We start from the raw sequence: 17,110 nt of genomic DNA, 5'->3' as shown, positions 1-17,110 counted from the left end.
ATAATCGGCTCAGGAGCTGGGGGAGCACGTGGATGCAGTGGTGGAAGGACGGCCTGCTGGTGAGGATACGGGTCAGCCCCGAGGGGCTGGCACTGGCGCTGGTCTATGCCCTCGCCTGCTGGGCTGCGCGCAAGCTGTCGCTGGACCAGTTCTTCCTACCTGCTGGCGTGCGGGTGGCCGCCCTGCTGCTGTGTCCGCCCCGTCTTTGGCCCTACCTGCTGATCGGTGAATACGCCTACTTCGCGCATCTGCGCATCCCCCTGATCAGCAAATACAACCTGACCTGGGTGATCCTCGCCTCGGTGTTCCTGATGCCTGCCGTAATGCTGATCGTGCGCCTGCACCGCAAGCTGCTGGCGCGCACCACGATCGTCGGCGTGATTTCCATTGCGATATGCGCCGCGCTGGTCATCAGCCTGCTCAACCTGGGAATTTCCTACCTGCTCTGGGAACCGTTGCGTGAAGCGTCATTCATCACCAACGTGTTGCGTTATGCACTGGGCGACTTCACCGGCATCCTCATCCTGGCGCCACTCGCACTGCTCTGGATCCGTCGCGCCGAGGAACAATGGATGCCCCGGTCCGTTACTGCCGTGGCAGGAGCACTCGGAGCCATGCTGGTCATTGGCCTGCAGGCGACGCCGGTACCTGCGTCGATCACGGCCCCGGGCTCCCTGCAGCTGTTGTTGATCCTGCCTATTCCCGCGATCGCCCTGACCTGCCTCCTGGGATGGCGTGGAGCGGCCATCGGCGTCGCTGCCATGAACATGATCCTTGGCTTGAGTACCCCTTCGGACCACCCCGCGTCATTCGATCAGGCGACCTTCGCCACACAACAGGCCATGACCATCGCCAGCATCGCCCTGCTGCTGCTGGGCGCACGCATCACCCACTTCCAAAACCAGCATCGGTTGCGCGAGGAAGATGGCCGGGCAGCCCTGCAGCTTGCGCGGAATTCACACCTGGCCAGCGAGATGGACCTGCGTGAACGGGCGGCGCACCTGCGCCAGCTGGGCGATGGCATGGACCTGTCACTGAACGAGATGGTGAACTGGTTGCATGCGCAGGGGCATCACGCCGTGGCCGATAGCCTGCGACATACGTCGGAGGTGCATTCGCGCCTGTTCAGGGCCCAGGCCAGCATGATCTATCCCGCTGCGCTGGAACGACTGGGCCTGTACGTGGCACTGCAGGCAGGTGGGGTGCGCGAGGCGTGGGGCAATACCCACCGAGTCAATCAACCCTGGTTGATGGGCGATCCCTGCGCCCTCAGTCCCGGCTTGCAGTTGGCGGCCTACCGCTCGATCGTCGAGGCGATATCCATCCTGCTTGGCAACGAATCCGGCCAGCTCACTGTGCGGGCGCGCTGCGGCCGCCTTGGCACACAGCAAGGCATCTTGCTCGTTGCGGCCACGCTCAATCCACGCCAACGTCTTTCGCAGGCGACAATGGCCATGGTCACAGATCAGTTGACCGGCCGCGTGCTCGCATACCGCGGCACGATTCAATGCCGGAGCAATCGCGCCCGGATACACCTCATCGAGACGGTAGGCACTCCCCATACCGAGTCCCGCCCCGTTCGTGAAGCCCACCGGGACAGTTCGCTCGGCCCGATTGTCCCTCCCTCACGGACCTGACCCCCGGAGCAGAAAACTGAGATGGACTTCACAGCCGCTTGGTGACTTCCAACGGAGGCGTCTTCACAGCTGATGAGCGTGCGCCTGGCGTCCCCCAACATGCAAGATTGCACCCATCGGCATCAACAGATACTGTCGAGGCTGAAGGACGCATTCGGTGTCGCCGGGACTGCGATGGCGCGGGACGAGCAAGGGAGGCTTGAGTTTGAGTTGGTTGAAGAGTGGATTTGAACTGAGCTTCCGTATCCGACCGGTCGGCCTCGCTCTTGCTGTGCTGTATGCCGTCGCCTGCTGGGGGGCGCGTCACTTCTCCGTCGATCAGTTCTTTCTGCCTGCCGGCATCCGTGTGGCCGCTCTGCTGCTGTGTCCGCCACGGCTGTGGCCATACCTTATCCTGGGTGAGTACGCGTACTTCGCACAGTTGCGCTATCCCATGATCGATGAGTACGGGATGAGCTGGGTGATCCTCGGCTCGGCATGCCTGATGCCGGCTGTCGCTTTGATCGTCCATCTCCACCGCAAGGCGATGGGATCCACCAGCGAGAGCTGGCTGCTCTCCGTCGCGGCGTCGGCTGCACTGATCGCCAGCGCCCTCAAGCTCGGCCTTTCCCACGCGCTTTGGCCGGTCCCGCCGTCCATGCCGTTCTACACCAATGCAGCACTCTTTGTGCTGGGTGACTACATCGCCATCTTGACCGTGGCACCCCTTGCCTTGCTGTGGATCCGTCGTCATGCCGGCTACGACTGGTCAGCCTGGCGGATGCGGCCCACGATAGTGGCGCTCTGCGCATTGTGTGCGCTCAGCATCCTCATCGCCACGGTCGGCGCGCGCGATGACTCTGCACGGGCAATCCTGCAGTTGCTGATGACATTGCCCGTGATTGCACTGACATGCCTTCATGGCTGGCGCGGTGCGGCTGTAGGCGTACCACTGATGAACATGATTCTCAGCGTGACCATGCCCAGCACCGGCCTGCCGGGGTCGTTCGACCAGACGACCTTCTTCACGCAACAGATCATCGCGATCACGGGCACTACCCTGCTGGCCCTAGGTTCCCGTATCACCCATCAGTACCATCAGTTCACACCAGCCCAGGTGCAGGAGCCGCAGACGACCATGCTCTCGCGTTCGGCTCATCTTGCCAGTGAAATGGACCTGCGCGAGCGGGCCCTCGGCCTGCGCAGGGTTGCCGACGAGATTGAAGCAGCCCTCGACGAAACGCTGAAGCTGCTCAGGACTCACGGCCAGGAAGGGCCGGCAATCGACCTGCTGCGGACATTTTCCTCACGCTCGCGCAAGTTCCGCGAGCTGACCAGCATGGTCTATCCCACCGAGCTCGAACACGCGGGGCTCTATGTTGCCCTTCGGGCAGGAGGCTTGAGCGAAGCCTGGGAAGACAGCCATCGCGTGGTCCGCCCGGTACTTCAGGGCGACCCCTGCCAGCTGGGCATAGGACTGCAACTTGCGGCCTATCGTGTCCTGGCCGAATCCGTGTCTCTGCTGCTCAAGGAAGAACGGGGCCAGATCCAGCTCCGAGCCCGCTGCGGACGCTCGGGACGACACAAGGGGATCCTGATCACGGTGGCGATGCTCGACCGCAGGAGCACATTGGCGTCCGCAACCGTCAGTCTGGCAATTGACCGTCTATCTGCACGTACACAGGCCTACTCAGGCTCAGTCGACTGCCTGGGCAACCGGATCCGGATAGTCATGCGGGATGCTCCCCGGGAGATGCTGGGCGACAGCGTGCAGCCACAGGCAGTTGCGCCGATTGATATGCCGGCCAAGTACTGATTCGCAGCACCGCCAGTACACATCATCGAGGCGGTAGGAAACGGTAACCTGCGACGGCTCCAGGCCGCCGCAGGCATCCTGTCTGCCAACCCGGGTCTTTCACTTTCCGCTGGCGGCAGGCTCTACGGACCAGATTGCCCCCTGACCTTCCCCATGGACGGCCAACGAGAAGTCCGATGCCTGGAATACCAGACGCCTGCGCGCCGTCGCCGGCACCGCCAACCGCTGCGACGGCAACGAGACGCGGACCGCCGCATTTCCTGCAGGCAGGGTCCAGAACGTGGAATCGATATTGCCGATGATCAGGACCACCTGGCCCACGGAATCATTGACCTGGTAGTACGTCACACCATCGCGCTGGAAGGCATAGACGAACCAGGCCGGATCCAAACTCGAATTGACAGCAACAGGCTGGCTTTCGCCCAGGCCGGCGTTTGCCGTCTGAACACCATTGCCTCCGGTCGTGCAGCAGGAGGCTGAAGCCAGCATAGGCAGGGACAACAGGACTGCAGTAGTCGCCGCAACGGAAAATCGGGAAAATCTCACAGGCATCTCCATGGTTGGATTGAAGTACTGCATCCAGGCGCTCCGCGTTGACCTCGGTCGAAGGGCGAAACACCACTTCCTGACCGGATGGAATCGTCCACAGAAACAGTCAAAGCCCAGATATCCGCAGCATACCGGTGCTCCCATGGGGGTGCCATCGCAGGCGTCGTGGCCAGTGTTCCCGAGGGAAGTGCCCACCGGGCCGTTGCACCGCTTGACATCTGCCGATACCTTCGCGCTGGTCAAGTCATGCAGCGGCGGGACGATGAGTCTCAACTGAGCCGGGGGTCAACAGTGAGCTGGTGGAAGGATGGAATCCAGATAGACGTCCGCCTGCGTCCCACAGGCTTCTTCATAGCCGTCGTTTATGCCGTTGCCTGCCTTGTCACCCGGCAGATGTCGCTTGACCAGTTCTACCTGCCTGCAGGCGTGCGGATTGCCGCACTTCTGCTGACGCCCCCGCGCCTGTGGCCGTATCTACTACTAGGCGAATATGCCTACTTCGCGCAGATTCGCGTGCCGATGGCGACAACTCATGGGCTGGCCTGGGTCATTCTGGGCTCGATTGGCCTGATGCCCGTGGCAATGCTGATCGTGCATTTCCATCGCAGGCATATCCCTACCGCGGGCGGACTATGGCTGCTCTCCCTGTCGTTCTCCGCAGGCATTGCAGTCAGTCTGCTGAACATGGGACTTGCGCGTCTGCTGTGGCCAGGCCCAGACCCGGAAATGATGCTCGAGCGGGTGGGACGTACTCTGCTAGGCCAAACCACCGGCATCCTTACGCTTGCCCCACTGGCACTGCTCTGGCTGCGACGTCACTCCGAACCAGCATGGAGCACCCGCTTCGTTGCTTTCACCGCCACAGCCATCGCACTGATCATGGCGCTTGGATTGGCAATGAAGCTGACACCGGCTGCGGCCAACACCACCCGCGAGCAACTCGTCCTGATGGCTTCGCTCCCGGCAATCTCACTTGCCTTCCTGCATGGTTGGCGCGGCGCGGCAATCGCAGTGCCGCTACTGAATCTGATCGTGCTCGCATCTACACCAAGCACTGGACTACCCGCTTCGTTTGATCTGGGAGCCTTCTCCACGCAGCAGAGCCTTTGCGTAATAAGCGTCGCGCTGCTCGCGTTGGGATCTGGTATCAGCCACTACCAACGCAAGTACCAGGAGCATGAAGATAGTGGCCGGAACACGGTAGAACTGGCGCGCGCCTCACACCTGGCCGGTGAGCAGGCGCTGCGTTCACGGGCACTGGAGCTGAAATCAATCGGCGACGGCATGGATATGTCGGTGCAAGGTGTCGTTGACTGGCTCAAGACGCATGGTCACCACGATATCGCCGCAGATCTGGTTCAGACATCTGCAACGCATTCATGGCAATTCCGCCAACAGGCCAGCATGGTCTACCCAACTGCAATTGAGCAGATCGGGCTTTACCTCAGCTTGCAAGCCAGCGGCGTACGGGACGGTTGGGACTCCACCGGCCGCATGAGTCGACCACAATTCTCCGGCGACCCCTGCCAGTTGAGCGTGGGCCTGCAACTATCAGCCTTTCGCCTGCTGATCGATGCAGTGCCGGTGATGCTGAGTCATGAGCCGGGGCAGATGCACCTCCAGGCGCGTTGCGGCAGGCTCGGCCAGCGTCGCGGCATCATGTTGAACATCGCACTGTTGGATCGCGGCCGTCCATTGGCGTCGGCCACCGAAGCTGCACTGATTGATCGGCTCAGCGGTCGCCTGATTGCCTACGACGGCGTGCTGCAATGTCGTCGCCATCGAATCACGGTCATACTCAGCGAATCCCTGCCGTCCCTGCCCGTGGGTGACAGCGCGCGACGCTCCGAGTTCGCCTAGCTCCAACCTCCCCGGCGTGGCGTGCGCCGTTCGGTGCATTGGCCTAAAGTTGCGCCCGAAACCGCCGCTATCCGTGCCGAGCCCTCCCTCGTGAGCCACCGCATCATGCCCGTCCTGCCGCAGGCCGCCGTCGATGGCGACCTGGCCGATCCGCTGCCGCAGCGGATCCTGCTGGTCGAAAACTCCCGTGCCTTCACCGGCATGCTGCGCGAGGCCATCGAGCAGCGCCTGGAACTGCCGGTGGTGATCGCCTCCACCCTGGCCGAGGCCGATCGCCTGCTGAGCGAGGATGGGGGCTGGTTCCTGGTACTGACCGGGCTGGTGCTGGCCGATGGCGACCGCGATGCGGTGGTTGAGTTCTTCCTCAAGCGCGGCCTGCCCACCGTGGTGGTCAGCAGCGTCTACGACGAGGACCTGCGCAAGCGCGTGCTGCAGCAGCAGATCATCGACTACGTGCTGAAGAATACCCCGGGCAGCATCGACTACCTGGTGTGGCTGGTGCAGCGGCTGGAACGCAACCGCCGCATCGCTGCGCTGGTGGTGGACGACTCGCCGTCCGCGCGCGGCTATGCCGCGGCCCTGCTGCGCATGTACGGCCACGAGGTGCACGAGGCCGCTGACGGCAACGAGGGCCTGGCCGCGATCGAGGCGCATCCTGCGATCCGCCTGGCGGTGGTCGACCAGGAAATGCCCGGCATGCAGGGCGTGGAGTTCACCCGACGCCTGCGCACCCTGCGCTCGCGCGACAAGGTGGCGGTGATCGGCATTTCCGGCAACACCGACGCCTCGCTGATCCCACGCTTCCTGAAGAACGGCGCCAACGACTTCCTGCGCAAGCCATTCTCGCGCGAGGAGTTCTTCTGCCGCGTCTCGCAGAACGTCGACCAGCTGGAACTGATCGGCACCCTGCAGGACCTGGCCACCCGCGATTTCCTCACCGGCCTGCCCAACCGTCGCTGCTTCCTGGAACAGAGCCAGCGCCAGCTGCCGCAGCTGCAGCTGCACGGCCAATGCGTAGCGGTGGCGATGATCGACATCGACCACTTCAAGCACATCAATGATACCTACGGCCACGAGGCCGGCGACGACGCGCTGCGTGCGGTCGCCGGTGCGGTGGCCGCGCACGCCCGCAGCCAGGACCTGATCGCACGCTTCGGTGGCGAGGAGTTCTGCCTGCTGGTGCCGGACATGGAACAGGACGAGGCACTGCAGTACTTCGAGGAACTGCGCCAGCGCATCGCCGCGCTGGAAGTGGACATCGGCACTGCCACCCTGCGCATGACGGTCAGCATCGGCCTGTGCTGCCTGCGCCCGCAGCGCGATGCACTGCACCGGCTGATCTCCGAGGCCGACCGCCAGCTGTACCTGGCCAAGGCCGGCGGCCGCAACCGGGTCAGCTACACCACGGTGGCCAGCCCGCTGCGTCCACGCGAGCCTGCGCTGACCTGACCGGCTCGCTTTGATCCAGATCAACGCCGTCCGCGCACGGCAGCCCTACAGTCGACCCCGACATACGCATGAAGGGGAGCCGGGGATGGCACTACTGGTCTGGCAGGACGATCTGAACATCGGCATCGATGTGATCGATCAGCAACACCGCCGCATCATCGAGATGCTCAACCACCTGCACGTGGCCCAGGCCAGCATGCAGCGTACGGCGGTCGGCGAAGTGATCGATGAAGTGGTCGACTACACCATGTCGCACTTCGCGTTCGAGGAAGAGCTGATGGAAGAAGCCGGCTATCCGTTCTGTGCCGCGCACAAGCGCGTGCATGAGGTCTTCATCAAGCGGGTATCGGAGTACCGCATGCGCTTCCAGGCCGGCGAGGACATCAGCGACGAGCTGCGCACCATGCTCTCGCGCTGGCTGTTCAACCACATCCGCGGCGATGACCAGGCCTACGCCGAACAGGTCAAGGCGCACCTGAACCAGTTCGCCCGCGAACACCAGGGCGGCGGCTGGCTGGGGCGCACGCTCAAGCGCTTCTTTGGCTGAGCCGCAGCGCGCGCCGGTGCAATGCCACCAGCGCGCACAGGGTCGCTGCCGCAGTCAAGCACAGGTAGTAGCCGACCGCGACCAGGCCGAAGCGTTCGGCCAGCCAGGTGGCCAGGTAAGGCGCCGGTGCCGCCCCCAGGATGCCGGCCAGGTTGAATGACAGCGAGGCGCCGGTGTAGCGCACTTCCACCGGGTAGATCTCGGCCAGGAAGGTGCCGCAGGGGCCGTAGGTCAGCCCCATCAGGAACAGGCCCAGGCACAGGAACGCCGTGACCAGCCAGGGGCTGTGCGGCTGGAACAGCGGTGCGAACAGCACGCCGAAACCAATGATCAGCACGCTGGCCACGATCATCGTGCGACGCGTGCCCCAGCGGTCGCCATAGCGCGCCGACAACGGGATGCCCAGCGCGAAGAACAGCATGCCGGCCATCTGCATCAGCAGGAACTGCTCGCGGCTGTAGCCCAGCACGGCGGTGCCATGGCCGAGGCTGAACACGGTCATCAGGTAGAACAGCACGAAGGTGGCGAACGCACCCAGCGTGCCCAGCAGCATCGGCACCGGGTGGTCACGCAGCACCGTCAGCATCGGCAACCGCACCGGCGCCTTGCGTTCCAGCGCCTTCTTGAAGTCGGGGGTCTCGTGGATGTTCAGCCGCACCCACAGGCCGAGGCCGACCAGCAGCGCGCTGGCCACGAACGGGATGCGCCAGCCCCACTGCAGGAAATCAGCCTGGCTCAGGCAGCGGCCCAGCACCAGGAAGATGCCGGCTGACAGCAGGAAGCCGAGCGGCGCACCCAGCTGCGGGAACATGCCGTACCAGGCGCGCTTGCCCGGCGGTGCATTCTCGGTGGCCAGCAGCACCGCCCCGCCCCACTCACCGCCCAGCCCCAGGCCCTGGCCGAAACGGCACAGCGCCAGCAGCGCGGGGGCCCACAGGCCAATCTGCGCGTGAGTCGGCAGCAAACCGATCAGCACCGTGGACAGGCCCATGGTCAGCAACGCGGCGACCAGGGTGGCCTTGCGGCCGATGCGGTCACCGAAGTGGCCGAACACCGCCGAGCCGACCGGGCGTGCGATGAACGCCACCGCGAAGGTCGCCAGTGACTGCAGCAGGGCCGCCTGTTCGCTGCTGTCCGGGAAGAACAGGTGCGGGAACACCAGCACCGCGGCCGTGGCGTAGATGTAGAAATCGAAGAATTCGATGGTGGTGCCGATCAGGCTGGCCAGCAGGACACGGCGGGGAGAATTCACGGGCGGTGCGGCAGCGGTGATCGTCGACATCGGCAACACGGGTAACGGCGGATCGCCCGATTCTGCCACGGGCCGGTGGCCGCACGGGACGATGGTTTCAGCCGACACCGATGCCAACGAGGGAGGCAGGCGCCATTCTTCTGTAGCGTCGAGCAGCCGCGTCGTTACAACTGGATCCAGGTGGCCTTGATCTCGCTGTACTTGTCGAACGCATGCAGTGACTTGTCCCGCCCGTTGCCGGACTGCTTGTAACCACCGAACGGTGCAGTCATGTCGCCGCCATCCCAGCCGTTCACCCATACGCTACCCGCGCGCAGTTGGCGTGCGACGCGATGGGCACGGCTCAGATCGCGCGTCCAAAGACCGGCGGCCAGTCCGTAGCGGCTGTCGTTGGCCAGGCGCACCGCTTCGGCTTCGTCGTCGAAGCCCAGCACCGCCAGCACCGGCCCGAACACTTCCTCGCGCGCCAGTGCCTGGTCGGGGCTCACCTGATCGAACACGGTGGGCTGCACATAGCAACCGCCTGCCTCGACGTCGGCACGATGACCGCCCAGCAGCAAGCGGGCGCCCTCGCTTTCGGCGCGCGCGATATCCCCCATTACCTTGTGCAGATGGGCGGCATCCACCAGCGCACCCATCGGTGCGTCGGCGTCAAGCGGGTGGTGTGGCTGCATGTGCTGGCCGTAGGCAACCACCTGGTGCACGAAATCTTCGCGGATCGAGCGCTGTACCAGCAACCGCGAACCGGCGGTACAGACTTCGCCCTGGTTGAAGAAAATGCCCTGCGCCACGCCCTTGGCCGCCGCATCGAGGTCGGGGGCGTCGGCGAACACCACGTGCGGGCTCTTGCCGCCACACTCCAGCCAGACCCGCTTGAGGTTGGACCGGCCGGAATACTCCAGCAGCCTGGCGCCGGTGGCCGTGGAGCCGGTGAACGCCAGCACATCCACGTCCATGTGCAGGGCCAGTGGTTCACCGACGCGCGCACCGTGGCCCGGCAGCACGTTCAGCACGCCCTCCGGCAACCCGGCCTCGGCGGCCAGCGCCGCCAGCCGCAGCGCACTCAGGGGCGAGCGCTCGGAAGGCTTGAGCACCACCGAGTTGCCCATCGCCAGCGCCGGCGCGATCTTCCAGCAGGCCATCAGCAGCGGGAAATTCCACGGCACGATGGCCGCCACCACGCCCGCCGCCTCGCGGGTGACCAGTCCCAGTTCGTGCGGACCGGTGGGCGCGACCTCGCCATACAGCTTGTCCACGGCCTCGGCCGTCCAGCGCAGGCAGCGCACCACGCCCGGCAGGTCGATGCGGCGCGCGTCACGCACCGGCTTGCCCATGTCCAGGGTTTCCAACAAGGCCAGTTCATCGGCGTGCGTTTCCACCAGTGTGGCCAGCGCCAGCAGTACGCGCTTGCGGTGGGCCGGACTGGCCTGTGACCAGTGCCCCGCCTCGAAGCTGCGCCGCGCGGCCAGTACCGCACGCTCCACGTCCTGCGCGTCGCAGTCGGCAACCGTCCCCAGCACACGTCCGTCGATCGGGCTGATGCAGTCGAAACGGGCGCCGCTGGCGGCGTCGGCGTAACGGCCGTCGATGAAGGCCTGGCCGGGTATCGACAGCTGGAGGGCCAGCGCCTGCCAGTGGCTGCGGTCGGGGAAATTGGCCATGGGAAGCTCCAACATTCAACAAGCCTTGGTTATACCGGGGACGCCGCGACTCCGCCGTGACGCGGCTGCGCTACATTCGTCGCATCGGACCCGATGGAGCTGGCATGAAGCGTCCCGAAAGCGACCTGCACGAGCTGGCCACCCAGCGCCCTGAGTCACTGGACGCGTACTGGATGCCGTTCACCGCCAACCGCCAGTACAAGGCCGCCCCGCGCATGCTGGTACGCGCCGAAGGCATGCATTACGAAGATGTCGACGGCCGCCAGATCCTCGATGGCACCGCCGGCCTGTGGTGCTGCAACGCCGGCCACGCGCGACCGCGCATCGTCGAGGCCATCGTCGAGCAGGCACGCACCCTCGACTACTCGCCGGCCTTCCAGATGGGCTCGCCGCCGGCCTTCGCGCTGGCGCAGCGGCTGGCCGCGCTGGCACCTGCCCCGCTCAACCATGTGTTCTTCACCAGCTCCGGGTCCGAGGCGGTGGATACCGCGATGAAGATCGCGCTGGCCTATCACCGCCAGCGTGGCGAGGGCCAGCGCACCCGCTTCATCAGCCGCGAAAAGGCCTACCACGGGGTCGGTTTCGGCGGCATGGCGCTGGGCGGACTGCCCAACAACCGCAAAGCGTTCGGCCTGCAGCTGGGCGGCGTCGACTACCTGCGGCATACCCTGGACCTGCAGCGCAATGCGTTCAGCAGGGGCCTGCCACGCCAGGGCGCGGAGCTGGCCGACGACCTGGAACGGCTGATCGCGCTGCACGATGCCTCGACGATCGCCGCCGTGTTCGTTGAACCCATCGCCGGTTCGGCCGGAGTGATCCTGCCCGCGCCGGGCTACCTGCAGCGCCTGCGCGAACTCTGCGACCACCACGGCATCCTGCTGGTGTTCGACGAGGTCATCACCGGCTTCGGCCGGGTCGGCATGCCCTTCGCCGCGCAGCGCTTCGGGGTCACTCCGGACCTGCTAACCTTCGCCAAGGCGGTCAGCAACGGCGCGGTACCGCTGGGTGGCGTGCTGGCCAGCGACGCCGTGCATGCACCCCTGATGCAGGCACCGCCACAGGCCATCGAGCTGTTCCATGGCTATACCTATTCGGGGCACCCGCTGGCCTGTGCAGCGGCGCTGGCCACACTGGAGGTCTATGCCGAGGAGCGCCTGTTCGAACGTGCCATCGAACTGGGTGAGTACTGGCAGGAACGGCTGCATGCGCTGCAGGGCCTGCCCAACGTGATCGACATCCGCAACTTCGGGCTGGTCGGCGCGGTCGAGCTGGCGCCGCGCCGCGATACCCCCGGCAGCCGTGGCTATGAGGTGTTCCGGCGCTGCTTCCAGGACGGCCGGCTGCTGGTGCGCTGTACCGGCGACATCATTGCGTTGTCGCCGCCACTGATCGTGGACAAGGCGCAGATCGACCAGATCACCGGCACCCTGGGCGAGATGATCCGGGCCACCGCCTGAGCCCGGGCCGGGGGTGGCGAGCGGGTACAATGGGCGGTTCCGCTCCTGCTCGCTGCCGTGCCCATGGATATCGTCGTCAAAGAAGAACTCAAGGCCTACATCGACCCGCTGACCGCGGACGAACATGACGCGCTGGAGCGCAGCATCCTGGCCGAAGGCTGCCGCGATGCGCTGGTGCTGTGGGGCGATGTGCTGGTCGACGGCCACAACCGCTTCGGCATCTGCCAGAAGCATGGCCTGCCCTTCAACACCGTGCAGAACACCCGCTTCCAGAGCATGGAAGACGTGCACCTGTGGATGATCGAACAGCACCTGGGCCGCCGCAGCGTGTCCGACTTCCAGCGCGGCGTGCTGGCGCTGCGCAAGCGCGACATCCTGGCCGCCCGCAAGCAGGTCGAGCAGTCGCAACTGCAGCGCGAGAGCGACGGCACCGCCGAGGCCGTCGAGGACGCGGGTGAGGACAGCCCGCCGTGGGAACCGGCACCGAAGATCAGCCGCGCCGAGCTGGCCCGCGAGGCCAAGCTGAGCACCAGCCAGGTCGGCATGATCGAACGCATCCACGCCCAGGCCGCGGCCGAGGTGGTGGAAGCAGTGAAGGCCGGCATGATCTCGATCAGCGCCGCCGCCGCCGTGGCCGACCTGCCGGAAGACGAACAGCGCGCCGCTGCCGCCGGCGGCAAGGACGAGCTGAAGCAGGCCGCCAAGCGCGTGCGCGAATCCAAGCGCAAGCCGCGCGCACCGAAGCCTGAACCGGCCGAGATGGATTTCGAGGAGGCGGATGAGGACGAGATCGCCAGCCGCGATGCCGAAGTGCTGTCCGCACTGGAACAGCTGGGCGAGGATGCACCGGCCCTGCGCCGTCGCGTGGTCGCCCTGACCCGCGAGAACGACACCCTGCGCGCGCAGCTGGCTGCGTTGCGCAAGCAGCTCGAAGCGCTCTGAACCCGCGGGTAGTGCCGGCCGCTGGCCGGCAACCCCATGAACGTTCCGGGTGCGTTGCGGATGCCGGCCAGCGGCCGGCACTACCGGATGCTCATGCCGTGCCGGTTAGACTTCCGGCATGACGCCTGCCAACGATCCGCGCCGCGCTCAGCTGCGGCGCCTGAAAGCCCTCGCGCTGGGCCTGCTGCTGTTGATGCTGGCCGGTTTCGCGGTCAGCCACTGGCAGGGCGAACGCGGTATCTGGGCCTGGGTCTCGGCGTTCTGCGAGGCGGCTGCGGTCGGTGCACTGGCCGACTGGTTCGCGGTCGTCGCCCTGTTCCGGCGGCCGATGGGCCTGCCGATTCCGCACACCGCCATCATCCCGCGCAGCAAGGAACGCATCGGCGACAGCCTCGCCTTGTTCGTGCGCGACCAGTTCCTGGAACCGGGTGTGCTGCTGGCCAAGCTGCAGGTGTTCGATCCGGCCAGCCGCCTCGGCAGCTGGCTGGCCGACCCGGCGCGCTCGCGGATGCTGGCCGACATGGCCCGTGGCTGGGCCCTGCAGGCGCTGGACTTCTTCGATGAAACCGCGGTGCGCCGGCAGCTGCATGCCTTCGTGGTGCAGCAGCTGCGGCAGTGGAATGCCGCCGCCACCGCCGGTGAACTGCTGGCCCTGCTGACCGCCGATGGGCGCCACCAGCGCGTGCTGGACGAGGGCCTGCAGCGGCTCGGCCGCTGGCTGGAACAGCCAGAGGTCAAGGAACGCGCCTCGCAGCTGATCGTGCGTTACATCCAGCGCGAATGGCCGACGCTGTCGAGCACGGTGAACTGGGTGAAGCCGATCGATGAGATCGGTGACAGCCTGGCCGAGCGCCTGGCGCGGGCGGTGCTGGAAGAACTGCAGCAGGTACTGGCCGAGCCGCAGCATCCACTGCGCCAGGACTACGAGACCTGGCTGCAGAACTACGTGCAGCGCCTGCGCGAGGATCCGGCCCTGGCCGAGCGCATCGAACAGCTCAAGCAGGAAATGATCGACCACCCCGCCCTGCAGGAGTACGTGCAGGGGCTGTGGGCGCGCATCCATGCCAGCCTGCGCGCCGACCTGCAGCGCGAGGACTCGGCGCTGGTCGGCCACCTGCAGCGCAGCCTCGCCTCGCTGGGCAGCAGCCTGCAGGCCGACCCGGCCCTGCGCGATGCCCTCAACCAGCACCTGCTGGAAGGCGCGCAGCGCCTGACCGGCCGCCTGCGCGAAGGCGTGACCACGCATATCGCGCAGACCGTGAAGAGCTGGGACGAGCGGCACCTGGTCGAACAGCTGGAACTGAGCGTGGGCCGCGACCTGCAGTTCATCCGCTTCAACGGCACGCTGGTCGGCGGGCTGATCGGCCTGTTGCTGCATGCGGCGACGGTGGTGTTCAGGTTCTAGGCCTCAGCGCGCCCTCCGGGTCATCACGCTTGATTCATAAAATGCGAATGCCTATCATTTACTGATCGGTTGTACGCTTAGCCAATCGGGTGCGGAAGACGCGCCCATCGCCCGTGTACATCCCCGACCTCTGGATTGCCCGTCTGCGCGGGCAGTGCTTCGTCGATGGGACACGCTTGGCGACATGCGCAGGGCGCAAGGGGGCCGCGGACGCGTTCCATCCCCTCTCCTACCTGCAGGAACGCCGTGGACCGCTCGCCCGCAACCGCCAGCCCCCGCACCTTCTTCTCCAATCCGCGCTGGGGCGTGCTGTCACGCTCGCTGGCCGCGATCTTCGGCGGCTACGCGCTGGCCTCGGTGACCAGCGTGTTCTGCGCGGTGGCGCTGCCCGGCGCACGTGGCCAGACCGTGCTGACCGGCATGCTGCTGGCCATCCTGGTGGCCGCCTGCGCAGCGCTGTGGGCGTTCGCCACCCGCAGCGCGCTGCGTGCGTGGGTTGGCATCCTCGCGCCCGCGCTGCTGATGGCCGCCATGGCGCGCCTGCTGGGGGCCTGGGCATGAAGAACGGATTCCGACAGTCGATGGCCTGGCTGCACACCTGGACCGGCCTGCTGGTCGGCTGGTTGCTGCTGCTGATCTTCATGGCCGGTACGGCCAGCTACTACCGCGAAGAAATCAGCCGCTGGATGCGACCGGAACTGCCGTCCAGCAAGGTCAGCATCGATGTCGCCGCGCAGCGCGCGGTGGACTACCTGCAGGCCAACGCCACGCAGGCCGAGAACTGGTTCGTCACCCTGCCGCAGCCGCGCAACCCGGCGATGCAGATGTTCTGGCGGCTGCCACCGGAGCTGGCCGATCCCAGTCGTGGCCGCCGCGGTGGTTTTGGTGATGCCACGCTGGACCCGAACACCGGCCAGGCACTGAAGGCGCGCGAAACCCGGGGCGGTGACTTCTTCTACCGCCTGCATTTCGACCTGCACTACATCCCGGTGCTGTGGGCGCGCTACCTGGTCGGCTTCTGCGCGATGTTCATGCTGGTGGCGATCATCACCGGCGTCATCACCCACAAGAAAATCTTCAAGGACTTCTTCACCTTCCGCAAGGACAAGGGCCTGCGTTCCTGGCTCGATTTCCACAACGTCAGTGCGGTGATGGCGCTGCCGTACCACGCGATGATCACCTACACCGGCATCGTCACCCTGATGATCATGTACCTGCCGTGGGGGGTGAAAGTCGCCTACCCGCAGGACGAGGACAAGTTCTTCAGCGAAGCCTTCGGCGGCATGCCGGAGGTGACCGCGCCCGCCGAAGGCCGCGCCACGCCGCTGCCGATCGCGCAGCTGCTGGACAGCGCACGCGCGCATTGGCACGGCGTGGAAGTAGCCGGCTTCACCGTGTCCAACCCGGGCGCGGCCAATGCCGTGATCGACATCCGCCAGCGCGACGGCAAGCGCCTGTCCACCGACACCCCGGCGCTGCGCTACGACATGGTCAATGGCACGTTGCTGGAGGAAACGCCCCCTTCCGGCGGCGCCACCGCCACCCGTGGCGTGCTGTATGGCCTGCACCTGGCGCGCTTCGCCGACTGGGGCCTGCGCGCACTGTTCTTCCTGTCCGGCCTGGTCGGCTGCCTGATGGTGGCCAGCGGCGTGGTGCTGTGGGCAGTGAAGGAACGGCCCAAGCACGCCAAGAGCGGCCGTACCGGCTTCGGCCTGCGCCTGGTCGATGCACTGAACATCGGCACCGTGGCCGGGCTGCCGATCGCCTTCGCCGCCTACTTCTGGGGCAACCGCCTGCTGCCGCTGGACATCGCCGAACGCTCCAGCGCCGAGGCCAATGTGTTCTTCTACGCGTGGGGCGGTGCGCTGCTGGCCGCCTTCATCTGGCCGAAGCGGATGATGTGGGCCTGGCAGCTGTACCTGGGCGCGGCCGCATTCGCGCTGGTGCCGGTGGTCAACGCGCTGACCACGCACGCCCACCTTGGCGTCACCCTGCGCAATGGTGACTGGGTACTGGCCGGCGTCGATCTGTCGATGATCGCGTTCGGTGCGATGCTGGCGCTGTGCGGCTGGCGCATGCAGCGCTGGACGCCACCGCTGTCTGCAGCCGAGAAGAAGAAGCGTGCCGCCGCCGCGGCGGCACCCAAGGCCCCGGTGGACGCTGCGGACACCGCCGAAGCGGAGGCCAGCGCATGATGCTGCTGGCGTTGACCCTGTCGTTCTCTGCGTTCACCGCGTTGTCGCTGGCGATGGAAAAGCACCAGCACGACCTGCACGGCAAGGCTGCCGCCTCGCCGGCACGGCGCACGCAATGGCGGGTGCTGGGCTGGGCCCTGCTGACGGTGGCGTTCGCGCTGTGCGTGGTCGACCATGGCTGGGCGATGGGCCCGGTGCTGTGGCTGGGCACGATGACACTGGGCGGCGTGGCGCTGTCGTTCGGGCTGTACCCGTACCGGCCGAAGTGGATCGCCGCGCTGGCGATCGCACTGCCGGTGATGGGGCTGCTGGTGGCAGTGCTGTAGCAGAGCCACCGGGGTCGGATCCCTTTCGCGCAGCG

General features: G+C 66.1%; 14 protein-coding genes. 11 read left to right on the top strand and 3 right to left on the bottom strand.

The annotated features are described in order from the left end of the window. The first annotated feature begins 32 nt into the window (after positions 1-32). Together ACUZUJ_RS07040 and ACUZUJ_RS07035 are read left to right on the top strand one after the other, a co-directional pair. The gene (locus tag ACUZUJ_RS07040) at positions 33-1,637 is read left to right on the top strand and encodes an MASE1 domain-containing protein (protein WP_458220128.1); all 1,605 of its coding nucleotides are present in this window, start codon (positions 33-35) and stop codon (positions 1,635-1,637) included. A 205-nt stretch (positions 1,638-1,842) separates the two neighbouring features. Next, positions 1,843-3,432 carry an MASE1 domain-containing protein gene (locus ACUZUJ_RS07035; protein ID WP_053085943.1) on the top strand — a complete coding sequence of 530 codons (1,590 nt, stop codon included), beginning with the start codon at positions 1,843-1,845 and terminating at the stop codon, positions 3,430-3,432. A gap of 99 nt (positions 3,433-3,531) precedes the next feature. Here ACUZUJ_RS07035 and ACUZUJ_RS07030 read toward each other — a convergent pair whose 3' ends face one another. Beyond that, entirely contained in the window at positions 3,532-4,011 is a 480-nt protein-coding gene (locus tag ACUZUJ_RS07030; protein ID WP_049446137.1) for a hypothetical protein, read from the bottom strand. Positions 4,012-4,272: 261 nt separating this feature from the next. Between ACUZUJ_RS07030 and ACUZUJ_RS07025 the strand changes: the two genes are divergently transcribed. The 3 genes from ACUZUJ_RS07025 to ACUZUJ_RS07015 all read left to right on the top strand — a co-directional run bounded on the left by ACUZUJ_RS07025 (position 4,273) and on the right by ACUZUJ_RS07015 (position 7,837). Then, positions 4,273-5,841 (top strand): MASE1 domain-containing protein, encoded by a 1,569-nt coding sequence (locus ACUZUJ_RS07025; protein ID WP_101766388.1) that lies wholly within the window; start codon positions 4,273-4,275, stop codon positions 5,839-5,841. A gap of 105 nt (positions 5,842-5,946) precedes the next feature. Further along, complete coding sequence (locus ACUZUJ_RS07020; protein WP_458220127.1) at positions 5,947-7,290, top strand: diguanylate cyclase; 1,344 nt, start codon at positions 5,947-5,949, stop codon at positions 7,288-7,290. A gap of 85 nt (positions 7,291-7,375) precedes the next feature. Continuing rightward, positions 7,376-7,837: a bacteriohemerythrin gene (locus ACUZUJ_RS07015; RefSeq protein ID WP_049446143.1), complete on the top strand. Its 462-nt coding sequence runs from the start codon at positions 7,376-7,378 to the stop codon at positions 7,835-7,837. On the opposite strand, the gene ACUZUJ_RS07010 is transcribed toward ACUZUJ_RS07015, so the two are convergent. Both ACUZUJ_RS07010 and ACUZUJ_RS07005 read right to left on the bottom strand, forming a co-directional pair. Then, positions 7,818-9,119 carry an MFS transporter gene (locus ACUZUJ_RS07010; protein ID WP_049446145.1) on the bottom strand — a complete coding sequence of 434 codons (1,302 nt, stop codon included), beginning with the start codon at positions 9,117-9,119 and terminating at the stop codon, positions 7,818-7,820. The genes ACUZUJ_RS07015 and ACUZUJ_RS07010 overlap by 20 nt on opposite strands. A 134-nt stretch (positions 9,120-9,253) precedes the next feature. Continuing rightward, positions 9,254-10,750, bottom strand: a complete 1,497-nt coding sequence (locus ACUZUJ_RS07005) for an aldehyde dehydrogenase (RefSeq protein ID WP_458220126.1) — start codon at positions 10,748-10,750, stop codon at positions 9,254-9,256. 104 nt (positions 10,751-10,854) lie between these two features. On the opposite strand from ACUZUJ_RS07005, the gene aptA reads away from it, so the two are divergent. From aptA to ACUZUJ_RS06975, 6 genes are all read left to right on the top strand, one after another. Further along, positions 10,855-12,207 (top strand): omega-aminotransferase AptA, encoded by a 1,353-nt coding sequence (gene aptA / locus ACUZUJ_RS07000; RefSeq protein ID WP_101765212.1) that lies wholly within the window; start codon positions 10,855-10,857, stop codon positions 12,205-12,207. A 63-nt stretch (positions 12,208-12,270) separates the two neighbouring features. After that, positions 12,271-13,149 carry a ParB N-terminal domain-containing protein gene (locus tag ACUZUJ_RS06995; protein ID WP_458220125.1) on the top strand — a complete coding sequence of 293 codons (879 nt, stop codon included), beginning with the start codon at positions 12,271-12,273 and terminating at the stop codon, positions 13,147-13,149. 118 nt (positions 13,150-13,267) lie between these two features. Then, positions 13,268-14,554 carry a DUF445 domain-containing protein gene (locus ACUZUJ_RS06990; protein WP_049446155.1) on the top strand — a complete coding sequence of 429 codons (1,287 nt, stop codon included), beginning with the start codon at positions 13,268-13,270 and terminating at the stop codon, positions 14,552-14,554. A 246-nt stretch (positions 14,555-14,800) separates the two neighbouring features. Further along, positions 14,801-15,115: a DUF3649 domain-containing protein gene (locus ACUZUJ_RS06985; RefSeq protein WP_049446157.1), complete on the top strand. Its 315-nt coding sequence runs from the start codon at positions 14,801-14,803 to the stop codon at positions 15,113-15,115. Further along, positions 15,112-16,749, top strand: a complete 1,638-nt coding sequence (locus ACUZUJ_RS06980; protein WP_101765211.1) for a PepSY-associated TM helix domain-containing protein — start codon at positions 15,112-15,114, stop codon at positions 16,747-16,749. The genes ACUZUJ_RS06985 and ACUZUJ_RS06980 overlap by 4 nt, the downstream gene beginning before the upstream one ends. Then, positions 16,746-17,075 carry a DUF3325 domain-containing protein gene (locus ACUZUJ_RS06975; RefSeq protein ID WP_101765210.1) on the top strand — a complete coding sequence of 110 codons (330 nt, stop codon included), beginning with the start codon at positions 16,746-16,748 and terminating at the stop codon, positions 17,073-17,075. The genes ACUZUJ_RS06980 and ACUZUJ_RS06975 overlap by 4 nt, the downstream gene beginning before the upstream one ends. Positions 17,076-17,110 lie beyond the last annotated feature (35 nt).

The organism is Stenotrophomonas sp. S4 (genome assembly GCF_054187805.2).
This window is presented reverse-complemented; position numbering and strand designations above follow the sequence as displayed.

Excerpts from the sequence above, each read along its gene's own strand:
- ACUZUJ_RS07040 (WP_458220128.1), top strand. The coding sequence starts at position 33 with ATGCAGTGGTGGAAGGACGGCCTGCTGGTGAGGATACGGGTCAGCCCC.
- ACUZUJ_RS07030 (WP_049446137.1), bottom strand. The coding sequence starts at position 4,011 with ATGCAGTACTTCAATCCAACCATGGAGATGCCTGTGAGATTTTCCCGA.
- ACUZUJ_RS07020 (WP_458220127.1), top strand. The coding sequence starts at position 5,947 with ATGCCCGTCCTGCCGCAGGCCGCCGTCGATGGCGACCTGGCCGATCCG.
- ACUZUJ_RS07015 (WP_049446143.1), top strand. The coding sequence starts at position 7,376 with ATGGCACTACTGGTCTGGCAGGACGATCTGAACATCGGCATCGATGTG.
- ACUZUJ_RS07010 (WP_049446145.1), bottom strand. The coding sequence starts at position 9,119 with ATGTCGACGATCACCGCTGCCGCACCGCCCGTGAATTCTCCCCGCCGT.
- ACUZUJ_RS07005 (WP_458220126.1), bottom strand. The coding sequence starts at position 10,750 with ATGGCCAATTTCCCCGACCGCAGCCACTGGCAGGCGCTGGCCCTCCAG.
- aptA (WP_101765212.1), top strand. The coding sequence starts at position 10,855 with ATGAAGCGTCCCGAAAGCGACCTGCACGAGCTGGCCACCCAGCGCCCT.
- ACUZUJ_RS06995 (WP_458220125.1), top strand. The coding sequence starts at position 12,271 with ATGGATATCGTCGTCAAAGAAGAACTCAAGGCCTACATCGACCCGCTG.
- ACUZUJ_RS06990 (WP_049446155.1), top strand. The coding sequence starts at position 13,268 with ATGACGCCTGCCAACGATCCGCGCCGCGCTCAGCTGCGGCGCCTGAAA.
- ACUZUJ_RS06980 (WP_101765211.1), top strand. The coding sequence starts at position 15,112 with ATGAAGAACGGATTCCGACAGTCGATGGCCTGGCTGCACACCTGGACC.
- ACUZUJ_RS06975 (WP_101765210.1), top strand. The coding sequence starts at position 16,746 with ATGATGCTGCTGGCGTTGACCCTGTCGTTCTCTGCGTTCACCGCGTTG.